This window comes from Pseudoalteromonas sp. PA2MD11 (genome assembly GCF_017808125.1).
GTDB lineage: Bacteria > Pseudomonadota > Gammaproteobacteria > Enterobacterales > Alteromonadaceae > Pseudoalteromonas > Pseudoalteromonas simplex.
Window position 1 is genome coordinate 45,274 of the sequence record NZ_JADKNF010000024.1, and the last position, 11,377, is coordinate 56,650.

General features: G+C 42.7%; 10 protein-coding genes. 6 read left to right on the forward strand and 4 right to left on the reverse strand.

Annotation, left to right across the window (positions count from 1 at the left end):
* Positions 1-114: 114 nt before the first annotated feature.
* On the forward strand, positions 115-1,011 hold the full coding sequence (locus ISP07_RS19385; protein WP_209328612.1) for a LysR family transcriptional regulator: 897 nt from the start codon (positions 115-117) through the stop codon (positions 1,009-1,011).
* On the opposite strand, the gene ISP07_RS19390 is transcribed toward ISP07_RS19385, so the two are convergent.
* Both ISP07_RS19390 and ISP07_RS19395 read right to left on the reverse strand, forming a co-directional pair.
* Positions 1,006-1,785 carry a hypothetical protein gene (locus ISP07_RS19390; RefSeq protein WP_209328613.1) on the reverse strand — a complete coding sequence of 260 codons (780 nt, stop codon included), beginning with the start codon at positions 1,783-1,785 and terminating at the stop codon, positions 1,006-1,008. The genes ISP07_RS19385 and ISP07_RS19390 overlap by 6 nt on opposite strands.
* A 20-nt stretch (positions 1,786-1,805) precedes the next feature.
* Complete coding sequence (locus tag ISP07_RS19395; protein WP_209328614.1) at positions 1,806-4,670, reverse strand: FAD-binding and (Fe-S)-binding domain-containing protein; 2,865 nt, start codon at positions 4,668-4,670, stop codon at positions 1,806-1,808.
* A gap of 350 nt (positions 4,671-5,020) precedes the next feature.
* On the opposite strand from ISP07_RS19395, the gene ISP07_RS19400 reads away from it, so the two are divergent.
* From ISP07_RS19400 to ISP07_RS19420, 5 genes are read left to right on the forward strand one after another with little or no spacing between them, the layout of a single operon-like run.
* A complete protein-coding gene (locus ISP07_RS19400) occupies positions 5,021-6,829 on the forward strand; it encodes a glycoside hydrolase family 3 protein (RefSeq protein WP_209328615.1) in 1,809 nt (602 codons plus the stop codon).
* A gap of 46 nt (positions 6,830-6,875) precedes the next feature.
* Entirely contained in the window at positions 6,876-7,673 is a 798-nt protein-coding gene (locus ISP07_RS19405; protein WP_054553389.1) for a putative hydro-lyase, read from the forward strand.
* 6 nt (positions 7,674-7,679) lie between these two features.
* Positions 7,680-8,405: a 5-oxoprolinase subunit PxpA gene (locus ISP07_RS19410; protein WP_209328619.1), complete on the forward strand. Its 726-nt coding sequence runs from the start codon at positions 7,680-7,682 to the stop codon at positions 8,403-8,405.
* On the forward strand, positions 8,396-9,259 hold the full coding sequence (locus tag ISP07_RS19415) for a glutamate cyclase domain-containing protein (protein ID WP_209328616.1): 864 nt from the start codon (positions 8,396-8,398) through the stop codon (positions 9,257-9,259). Before ISP07_RS19410 ends, ISP07_RS19415 begins: the two co-directional genes overlap by 10 nt.
* A 2-nt stretch (positions 9,260-9,261) precedes the next feature.
* Positions 9,262-10,119, forward strand: coding sequence for an aminotransferase class IV (locus tag ISP07_RS19420; RefSeq protein ID WP_054553387.1), 858 nt, complete (start codon positions 9,262-9,264; stop codon positions 10,117-10,119).
* Positions 10,120-10,168: 49 nt separating this feature from the next.
* Here ISP07_RS19420 and ISP07_RS19425 read toward each other — a convergent pair whose 3' ends face one another.
* A complete protein-coding gene (locus tag ISP07_RS19425; protein ID WP_209328617.1) occupies positions 10,169-11,149 on the reverse strand; it encodes a WD40 repeat domain-containing protein in 981 nt (326 codons plus the stop codon).
* 142 nt (positions 11,150-11,291) lie between these two features.
* Entirely contained in the window at positions 11,292-11,372 is an 81-nt protein-coding gene (locus tag ISP07_RS20795) for an IS3 family transposase (RefSeq protein WP_366035313.1), read from the reverse strand.
* Positions 11,373-11,377 lie beyond the last annotated feature (5 nt).

Genomic DNA, 11,377 nt, shown 5'->3' on the forward strand with positions numbered 1-11,377 from the left:
TTCTATTTTTATTTATTTTAGGTATAAATTATTCTTTTCAATTTATTAACTTTAGCTTGACTGATAAGCTAAGTTAGTAAAAATTAGAAACTATAGGTTAAAGCGATAAGTCAGATGCAATTCTCAATTGAACAATTAGAAGCATTTATTGTTTCTGTAGAGCAAGGCAGTTTTTCGGCAGCAGCAAGAAAATTAAATAAAGCACAATCTTCTATAAGTGGCTTGATCAGTAATTTAGAAGTGGATGTAGGCTTTTTATTGTTTGATAGAACAACACGTTCGCCTAAATTAACCGATAAAGGGCTCGCTATATATAATGACATTCGCAGTGTCACAAATAGCCATAAAAACTTATCAACTCGCATTACTCATATTGCTGCCGATATAGAAAGCGAATTAATCATTGCCTATGACGAATTAGCATTTCCTAAATACGAACTACTAAAAATTCTCGACAAGTTTAATCAAAAGTTTGCCTCTACCTCTTTACTGCTAGTAGCTGCATCTCATAAAAGCGCGTTTAAACTTGTTGAGCAAGGTAAAGCAAACTTAGCAGTTTCATTAAGTGTGGATGACTATCCAGAGCAAGTCACTTTTAGGGGGATAGGCCATGCCCACTACTACACTGTAGTTGCACCAAGCCACCCATTAGCACAATTAAATAAAGTATCAACTGACGATCTGGCATTGCAACGACATATTCGTATTACCGATACTGAATCAGGTTTTAGGCGCTTTGATAGTGGGCTTTCTAACCAAAGTTGGTATGTTAATGACGTCTCGATGCTGCTCGAAATAGTAGAAAGTGGTTTTGGTTGGGCTCAATTACCGGCACATGCAGTTAAAAATGCAGTCAAAGACGGTGACTTGGTGATCTTACAAACAGATCACCAAACAGTCACCTTTCCGCATTGTATAGACTTAGTATGGCAACATAAAAATACAACAGGGCCCGCATTAAATTGGTTATTAAATGCATTTACTAATGCAGGTCAACGTACTGTTTTATAAATACTTACGAAAGTCAGATACCGCTTTAGCTAAAACACTTAAAGCGGGTATAAGTGCGTGTGCTGTATTTTCGGGAGTATCATATAAGCGTATAGCTTGTTCCTGAGGTGCAAGCTCCAATAAAATCCCCCCACCAGATGAGTGACCAGTAATGTTTAAGGTTAAATTATTTTGATAGCGGGGTTTATCCTGATAACCAGGCCGCGTTCTGAAACCAGCACTGTTGAGGGTATCAAACAAAGGATAGTCGTGGAGCAAGTAATAACTTAATTTAAATGTTTCTGGACTAACTGCACGCTCATCCAAAATAATTTGTACGCCACCAATATACAGTTGATTGTCTTTGTAATCTTTCCCCATAATAATGTCAGCATCAAAGTGTAAAGAGATAATCGTATCTCCTTGTGCTACAGCTTGCTTCAATAATTGGTCGTAGTTTGCATACGCTTGATCAAATTGCTCTTTAGTGGTGATTATATCTTCGGGGATCATGTCTTCGACTTTCAATATGGTAGATTTCAACCCATGTTCACTTAGTTGCTGAGCAAAAACATCAGCCGCAGGATCGATAAATAACCGCTCTTTATCTGCAGCTCCACCACTGCTTAAATTTAAATGACCCGGCAATGTATGATCTGTCAAAATAATTACTTTAGCGCTGGTTACTTTTTGAGCGATTTCAACAAGCGTTGGCTTACTCCCATTATTTTGGTCTAGTTTGACTGTTGAGCATGCCGTAAGCATCAACAATATGACTGGTGTAAGGAACTTCATTATTATTTTTTCTCCTAAACTTATTTGTTTGTACTTTGCTTATCGAGTAGATACAAAATTGACTGATAACTAATGCCACTGTGTTCAGTTAAACCAATTTCGCAACTACGGCTATTAGACACACCCCGACTACAGTTTTTTGGCACGTGTTGTTTAAGAGTTTTTAACGCATTGCCATTGAGTTCTGGCAAGTTAAAGCCCTTATCACCTGCAAAGCCACAACACTCAATATCAGCTGGAATAATCACCTCATTACTACATGCCTTGGCAAGTGATACTAGGCTTTGCTCTTTACCTAATCGCTTAGAACTACAAGTAACATGGAGCATCACCGGCTCTTGCACGGGGGTTACCTGCAAATTAGGCAGTAAATGCTGGGCTGCAAAATCGGCACTTTCATAAATTGTGAGAGCTGTATTTTGCGCGGCATTAAGAGTAGTAAGTGCACAAGGGCTGGCATCAAAAACAATGGGATATTGGCCATTATTTGAAAGCGTCTCGAGCTCAGTAAGTAACTGCTTACTTTTATTTTTAGACTCTTCATTAAAGCCTTGGCTAGCAAATGGCATACCGCAACAAAGTGAATCGGCTTGTTTCGGAAGTAGCACTTCATAGCCAGCTTTGGCTGCGAGTGAATAAATAACATCTAGCAGTGGGCGCTTATCATCGGCAAGTTTATCAGCCGCAAAAATCCGGCTGGCGCAGCTAGGCATATACACCAACTTTTTCGCTTGTTGGGGTTGTTGAAGCTTTCTATTAATTGGTTGCTCAGCTCTTGGCCATGCCGAGTAATACAGCGGTGTACCAAGCAACTTATTAGCAGGTTTACTCAGGTTTCTTAGGTTACTGCTGCCGATTGCTTTTTCGAGCACCTGCATCACGGTTAAACCAAACCGTGCCCCCTTAGCAACAACCGCAAAATGCTTGCTAGCAAAACGTGATAATGATCGCGCAACTTTGTTCGATGAGGCTTGCTCTGCTCTGAGCGATTTAATAAATTCGCCCGTGTTTATTCCCACCGGGCATTTAAGGCCACAAAGGCCCGTTGCCGCGCACGTATCAATACCAAGGTATTTAAAGTCGGCCTCGATAACACTGAGCTTTTGATTTAACTTCTGCTTGCTTGCTAAATCTTCGGTTGTTAGCAATTGATTGTGTAACTCGGTGCGGTGTCGCCATAAAGTAATACGCTGCCTCGGTGTTAAGCTAAGCCCTTTTGACGGGCAAACAACTTCGCAAAAACCACATTCAATACAGGTATCGATAATATCATCACTTTTTGGCATGACTTTTAAATGCTGAGTGTGAGCATTTTTGTCGTGATTTATAATAACCCCAGGGTTAAGAATATTTTGTTTATCGAATAATGCTTTAAGCGCAACCATCACCGCAAAGCCATCGTCTCCCCATTCGGTGGCAACAAACGGTGCCATGTTACGCCCAGTACCATGCTCAGCTTTTAATGACCCTTTTAGTTCAACCGCTACTAAGTTCGCCACATCAGCCATAAATTGTTCGTATCGGCTTACTTGTTCTGGTGTATCAAAAGCTTGGGTGAATACAAAGTGCAGATTTCCGGCAAGGGCATGCCCAAAAATAATGGCTTCATCATAACCATATTTGATAAATAATTGATGCAGCGCATTCACGCCTTCAGCTAATTTATCAAGAGCAAAAGCAACATCTTCAATAATCACAGTAGTGCCAGTTTCGCGCACTGCGCCAACCGCAGGAAAGGTGCCTTTGCGGATATTCCAAAGTGCCGCATTACGGGCGCTGTCTGCTGAAAACTCAATCGCTGCCAGTTGGCTTTGCTTAAACTCAGCAAGAAGTTGTTCGGTGACCTTTGTGAGCACATCGAGAGCCTGTGCATTTTCAGCTCTTAACTCAATTAACAGTGCCGCTGATTGCTCTGGGTAGCTGGCCACTTCTTTTGGCAATATGGCGTGCTCAGATACCGACATCAGGGCACGTTTATCTAGCAGCTCAACGGCCGCAACATCAACTTCACTCAGCCTTTGTACCAGCTCACACACCTTGCTGATATCGTCAAAAATAAAGAAACCTGTGTGTTTGTACTTATGCTCAACCACGGTGTGGTAAGTGATATCGGCGATAAAAGCTAAGGTGCCTTCAGAGCCGATAATTAAGTGCTTAATGATTTCGATTGGATCAGAAAAATCCAGCAGTGCATTTAAACCATAACCCGTGGTATTTTTTAAACGGTATTTATGGGCGATGCGCTCACTCAAATCGGGGTTTTGCTTTACCCTATCAACAAGGCTCATTAGTTCATCAACCCAAAGACTATGGCTTTGTAAAAAGGCATTACAGCTTTGGCTATCAGCCGTATCTAGCACAGTGCCATCGGCAAAAATGAGGGTCATATCTTTTACTGTGTGATAGCTGTTTTGCGCCACCCCACAACACATGCCCGATGAATTATTTGCCGCCATTCCGGCTATTTTGCAGCTATTAATTGAAGCGGGATCAGGGCCAATTTTTTTACCAAACGGGGCTAATACTTGATTTACTCGAGCACCAATGATCGCCGGTTGTAAACGGATTGCCTCGGCGTCATCAATAATCTCAAACTTGCTCCAACTATCGCACAATAAAACTAATACCGAATCGGTAATTGCTTGCCCAGATAAACTCGTGCCAGCGGCGCGAAATGTGATGGGTACCTGTTGCTCGTTGGCAGCAATGATCACTTGCCGGGCTTGATTTTGATTGCTTACTAATACAATTAATTCAGGGATTAATCGATAAAAGCTGGCGTCTGTCCCGTACGCATAACGGCGCGAGTAATCTTCTATTAATGCAGACTCTGGTAAAAAAGGTTTAATTTGCTGTTTAAATGCGTGCAATCGAGTTAAAGCCATCTCGCCCCCAGGCTTGTCATATTTACGCTGATGATTATGGAATATATTATTACTTTAAATTGTACTAAAAAGCGACCCATTAAATTGATAAATTATCAACTTGCCACGCTTTTCATCAGTATAAAGGTTTGGTTACTTAAGCCTATTAGCCCTATTTGGTGATCTAACTTAGCTTTTTGCAGTCGGACTCAAAAACCGCTAGGGTAGCAAAAAAATACTGTATTTATATTTAAAAACCCATTAACATCAAGAATAATTTATTCTAAAAACTAAATAAGCGTTTTGCTTTGGAGCTTGCTGTGTTAAATAAGTTTGCACTATCGTCACTGGTTATCGGATTAGGATGTTTCATGCCATTACAATCATCATTTGCTGAGTCTGCATTAACTTTAAAACAACAGTTAGGGCAAAAGCTCATGCTTGACCTACGTTATTACTGCGAGCAAGACCCGGGTGAGCAAAAATGCCGTACACCGGTGACAGAACTGCCGGCCGATTTAGCAAATATCATCACTAAACATAACATTGGTGGGGTGATCTTATTTGCAGAAAATATCGATACTGTGCCGCAAGTGATCAAACTTAACAATGACCTACAAAAAGCCGCTGCTAAGTCAGAGTTAGGCTTACCGCTGTTTATTTCGATAGACCAAGAGGGCGGCCGAGTTGCCCGTATTCCTCGTGATGTAGGTACATCGTTTACCGGTAACATGTCGATTGGCGCGACCTATAAAGAACATGGTACCCACTTCGCGACTGAGTCTGCCCGCATTATTGCCGACGAGCTATTAGCACTGGGTGTTAATGTTAACTATGCACCCACGGTTGATGTAAACATGAACCCAGATAACCCCGTTATTAACGTGCGCTCTTACGGTGAAGATCCGCAATTGGTTGCAAAACTAGGTGGTGCCCAAGTAGCTGGGTTTGAAAACAACGGCGTTATTTCATCGTTAAAGCACTTTCCGGGGCATGGCGATACCAATGTAGATAGCCACACAGGTCTGCCAAAAGTAATGCATGATAAAGAAACCATTTGGCAGCAAGACTTACCCCCTTTTAAAGAAATTATTAAAAACCAACAACCGGGTATGATCATGACTGCACATATCCAATACCCCGCCCTCGACGACAGCACGTTTGTCAGTAAAGAAGGCAAAACCATGATCAAGCCTGCAACGATGTCGCGCAAAATCATCACCGACTTATTACGTGACGAACTTGGTTATCAAGGTGTGGTGATCACAGATGCTCTTGATATGGCGGGGATCAGCCACTTTTTTGAACCAATTGAAGCGGTCGTAAATACCTTTGCAGCGGGTGTTGATATTGCCCTGATGCCAATCGAAATCAGAAGCCCTAAAGACTTAGCTGTGCTTGAAGCCCTGATTGAGCGATTAGAACAAGAAGTACAACGCGGCACGTTAAATGCCAACGAAATGAGTGCTTCTGCTACACGCATTTTAAAACTTAAAGAAAAGTTTAAGCTCACTTCGTTGCTTGATGACAAAGCAGCCATCAAAAAAGCGCAGCTGTTACTCGGTGATCAAAGCCATAGAAAAGTAGAAGCCGAATTAGCATTAGCTGCTATCACTGAAGTGAAAAACGAGAAAAACACCTTACCGCTTAGCATTAAATCGAACAGCAAAGTGCATATTATTATGCCAGATACCCGTAAATGCTATGCTCTTCAGCAGGCGTTAATTGACAACACCGATAAGTTAATCAGCTTTAGCTGCACAAGTTTGCAAGGTTATGAGCCGCTTGCAACATTAAAAGAAATTAACGAAGCGGATATAATCATTGCCGCCAATGCGTCACCAAAACAAAGTGCTGTTGAAGTCGGCGGGATGGATGACTTAGCTGACAACCCGGAGTTTGCAATTGCTAAAGCCGACCAATCTGCGGCATTAGAGTCATTGCTAAAACAAGCAAAATTAGCCCATAAGAAGACTATATTTGTAAGCTTACGTGCCCCTTACGATATTGCCCAATTCGGGAAATTTAGCGACGCTGTACTTGCTACTTATGCTTACAATATTGATGTAGATACTGATGAGAAAATTGCAGGGCCAGCTTTCACAGCATTGGCAAAAGTATTACTAGGAAAAGCTCCTGCAACGGGACAGTTACCCGTTACTATTAATGATCTGAACTGAGTGTTATTGTAAAACTATCAGTTAAGCATTTGGTAAGGATCGGTATATGCAAAAAAATGCATCATTAACCACTCCCGCAGCTATACGAAAAATGGTTCGCGCAGGAGATTACAGTGGTAATACATCGGGCTTTGCACCGGGCTTTGTGCAGGCTAATTTAGTCATTTTACCCAAACAGTACGCGTTTGATTTTTTGCAGTTTAGTCAAGCAAACCCAAAATCGTGCCCAATTATTGCCTCTAGTCGCTTACCGGGCGTTGCCGATATGCCAAGTGTTGGTGAAGACATTGATATTCGTAGCGATTTACCTCGTTACCGCGTCTTCAAACATGGCCAAATGGTTGAAGAAGTAACCGATATTACCCGTCACTGGCGCGACGATTTAGTCACCTTTTTAATTGGTTGCTCGTTCTCATTTGAAGAAGCGCTGATTGCCGCGGGTCTTGAGATCAGAAATATCAGCGAGCAAAAAAATGTGCCTATGTATGTGACAAATATGGCTTGTCAGAGTGCGGGGATTTTCCACGCCAATATGGTTGTGAGTATGCGCCCAATGAAACCTGCCGATGCCATTCGTGCCATCCAAATTTGCAGCCGTTTTCCAAGTGTACATGGTGCACCAGTGCATTTTGGCGACCCTGCAGCAATTGGCATTAAAGATATCAACAAACCTGAGTTTGGTGATGCGGTAACCATTAAAGAAGGCGAAGTGCCCGTATTTTGGGCCTGTGGTGTTACTCCACAAGTTGCGATTGCTAACGCGGCTCCTGATTTTTGTATCACGCATAGCCCAGGGCACATGCTGATCACCGATATTCCAAATAGTAAAATGGCAGCGTTATAAATGACGATGAAACTAAACTGCGACCTTGGCGAAAGCTTCGGTATGTGGAAAATGGGCTTAGACGAGCAAGTTATGCCACATATTGATATGGCAAATATTGCTTGTGGCTTTCATGCTGGCGATGCCGATGTGATGGCAAACACCCTAGCCCTCGCCAAGCAGCACAAAGTAATGATTGGCGCACATCCAAGTTACCCAGATAAGCAAGGCTTTGGTCGCCGCTCAATGGCTATGAGCGAAAAAGAGCTGACCAATTGCCTGCATTATCAAATTGCTGCAATTGACGGTATGGCTGCAGTACATGGTTTAACGCTCGAATACGTTAAGCCACATGGCGCACTGTATAACGACATGATGAGTGACGAGCAAACGCTGAATATCGTTATGCGCGCAGTGGCAAGTTATGCAAAGCCATTAAAATTAATGATTTTAGCTACCAACCAAGCTGCCAAACACAAAGTACAAGCAAACGATCTGCAACTAGAACTCATTTTAGAAGCGTTTGCCGACCGTCAATACACAGACGAAGGTAAGCTTGTTGCACGTTCTTTAGCGGGCAGCGTACACGGCAAACAGGCGCTAATAGCTCAGGTTAAACAGTTAATTGAACATGGCACAGTTACAACGCGAAGTGGCCAGCAGTTGGCACTCAATGCCGACAGCCTGTGTGTACACGGCGATAATGAAGCGGGTATTGCACTCATTCAAGAGATTAAAGCACTATGTCAGTAAGCCTAAGCGACGCTGCGCTCAGCCAACACATTGAAACCATGATGGTTGAACAAAACCCGCGTGGTATGCAGCATTTATACGCAAAACAACTAACGGGTACGTATTTACGCGCAGCAAAATACCTTTATAAAGTACAAGGTACTGTGTTGATAGGTACGGGCTTTGCGGTCAACAATACCTTCGAGACTGATGGTCCGGTTGGTGCAATTGCACTTTACAAGGTACTCGAAAAGCTTGGTAAACAGCCTATTTTGGTTACTGGCAACCCCCTTTACAGTGCCCTGAAAAATGACTTTAACTGTTTTGAGCTACCTATAAATAGCATTGATAATGCACACACTTTTAGCATTAAAGCCCTTGCGCAGCTAAAACCTGAGTGTGTTTTATCAATAGAACGCCCGGGGCTTAACGAGCATCAGCGTTATTATAATATGCGCGGTATTGATATTTCGGAGCATTGCGGCTGCTTTGATTTTTTTGTGACAGAAGCACCTTGCCCCACCATAGCGATTGGTGATGGCGGAAACGAAATAGGCATGGGTAACCTTGCACAGCATATGCAAGCGCTAAACATCACTCCTTGTTTAACAACCTGTGATGAGCTGTTACTCGCCGATGTATCTAACTGGGCAGCATACGGACTCATTGCCTTTTTAAGTCGCTGGCATAACACTGATTTGTTGGCTGATATTGAGCCACTCAACATTTTACATTACCTAAGTGAGCGCGGTAGTGTCGATGGCGTCACCCATAAAAATGAGCTCACCGAAGACGGCCTGCATGCAATGCATGGTCAACAATTAATAACTCGGCTTCGCCAACTTGGCGGCTTTACGACAGAGAATGAGGTTTAACAATGGGCACGGTATACCTAAACGGTGAATACCTTGGCGCTGATGAAGCAAAGATTTCACCCATGGATCGCGGCTTCTTATTTGGCGATGGCATCTATGAAGTGATCCCATCATACCAAGGCAAAATGCTTGGCTTTGGCGCACATATTGAGCGTATGAATAACGGTTTAAACGAACTTGAAATTAAGCTCGATTACAGTGCCGATACGTGGCGTAAAATCTGTAATGATTTATGCGAGAAAAACCAAGGTGATAATCTAGGGATTTATTTACACGTGAGCCGTGGCGCTGATACTAAACGTGCCCACGGTTACCCAACTAATATTACCCCGACCGTATTCGCGTTTGCTTTTGAAATTCCGGCAGAGCCAAAAGGCGATATCGACAATGCAACAACTTACACTGTATCGCTTGAGCAAGACCGTCGCTGGCAACGCTGCCATATAAAATCAACGGCACTGCTTGGCAACGTGATCCATTACCAGCACGGTGCAGCAGCGGGCAACAAAGAAACTATTCTATTTAACCGCTTAGAAGAAATTACCGAAGCTAGTTCAAGTAATGTGTTTATTGTTAAAGATGGTGTGATCAGTACGCCACCACTTGATAACCAAATTTTACCGGGGATCACCCGCTGGTTAATCCTCAATATTCTTCACAGTTACAGTAACTTTAAAGTGCAAGAGCGCATTATTAGTAAAGACGAGTTACTTGATGCCGACGAAGTATGGATCACTAGCGCCACTAAAGAAGTTGGCCCAGTTGTAAAAGTAAATGGCAAGTTAGTTGGCGATGGTAAGCCTGGTGCAGTTTGGCAACAAGTGCAAAGCTTGTTTACCAAGCATAAGTTTGATTACTAATTTAATCGGACTCAAAAACAAACGCCTACTGCAAGTAGGCGTTTTTGTTTTAGCTTTTATTTGCTTTATAAGGCCAAGCTTGCAATAGGCCGTCACTGGTTTCTGAATATAGCTGCTTACCATCGTAAGCCACACTCAGTACTGACGTTCGCTGGCGCTGTTGTTTAGCTTCGTACTCAGCGATTAGTTCACCATCTGCAACGCGATATAAACGCATCTTCATTTTTGGCGACCCAGTTAATAGCCATTTATCTCGATTAATAAATTGCGATGCAGTGAACTCAATAAAGTTAGAATATGAAGCCACTTCTGATAACTCTTTTTTATTGGCTAAATCAAAGAATACACGATCATCAACCGAGTCAATTGCAAAGCCCAAGCTTGCTGTTTTATTTAAAGTAACGTGATTCACTCTAGTCGCTAAACGCTCTTCAAAGCGAGTGCTACCATCTCTTGTTGACCAAAGCTTAACGTACTTGTCGCTTGAGCCGGTAAACGCCCACTGACCATCAGCCGATAACGCCACGCTATTAATATCTAAGCGATGAATATCAAAACGCTTAGTATCACCTGTGCGAGTATTTATTACCTCAGCCTTGCCGCTACGATAAGCGATAACCAACGTATCGCCTACGGCTGAAATAGCGATGTCTCTAGCGATTTCTTGCCCGGTAAGCCAAGTACCAATACTACGCCCTGTGCGAGTATCATATAAAGTCACCGATAATCGATTTGAAATGAAAAAACGAGATTTGTTAGCGCTAAAACCCACAAGCTCAACATGTTCAGCGCCCTGCCCTGTTATACAATCGTATAGACGCGCTTTTATCTGATTATCCCAAACGCACACATCAGATTGGGTTGCCACTAACGCGTGACTGGCATCCTCACTAAGCGCCGTGGCACTGAGTAGCTCATTGCCATGGGCAAATTCACTACTAGCAGGAGCAGTAAACACCTCACCTCCACCACAGCCCACAAGGCTTAGTGCAAATACACAGCAAAGAGGTTTAAGCAATTTCGACGTCATGATCATTCTCAATTTTTATAATTATTTTTGTATTGGAGCAGTGTAATGAAAATAAGCGGAACTTGGTAGGGGAACTAGCTGTCAGCTTTCAGCCGTCAGCCATCAGGTTGATGATCTGACCCCGATAAAGTAGACACAGGGTTTAATTAACTTGTTCGTACTGCATGGGACTTTTATACCCTAGGGTGCCATGCCTTCTTACTGAGTTGTAGTATTTTTCAATATAAA

Bases quoted from the DNA above. Each gene is read 5' to 3' on its own strand.
- ISP07_RS19385 (WP_209328612.1), top strand. From the start codon at position 115: ATGCAATTCTCAATTGAACAATTAGAAGCATTTATTGTTTCTGTAGAG.
- ISP07_RS19390 (WP_209328613.1), bottom strand. From the start codon at position 1,785: ATGAAGTTCCTTACACCAGTCATATTGTTGATGCTTACGGCATGCTCA.
- ISP07_RS19395 (WP_209328614.1), bottom strand. From the start codon at position 4,670: ATGGCTTTAACTCGATTGCACGCATTTAAACAGCAAATTAAACCTTTT.
- ISP07_RS19400 (WP_209328615.1), top strand. From the start codon at position 5,021: ATGCCATTACAATCATCATTTGCTGAGTCTGCATTAACTTTAAAACAA.
- ISP07_RS19405 (WP_054553389.1), top strand. From the start codon at position 6,876: ATGCAAAAAAATGCATCATTAACCACTCCCGCAGCTATACGAAAAATG.
- ISP07_RS19410 (WP_209328619.1), top strand. From the start codon at position 7,680: ATGAAACTAAACTGCGACCTTGGCGAAAGCTTCGGTATGTGGAAAATG.
- ISP07_RS19415 (WP_209328616.1), top strand. From the start codon at position 8,396: ATGTCAGTAAGCCTAAGCGACGCTGCGCTCAGCCAACACATTGAAACC.
- ISP07_RS19420 (WP_054553387.1), top strand. From the start codon at position 9,262: ATGGGCACGGTATACCTAAACGGTGAATACCTTGGCGCTGATGAAGCA.
- ISP07_RS19425 (WP_209328617.1), bottom strand. From the start codon at position 11,149: ATGACGTCGAAATTGCTTAAACCTCTTTGCTGTGTATTTGCACTAAGC.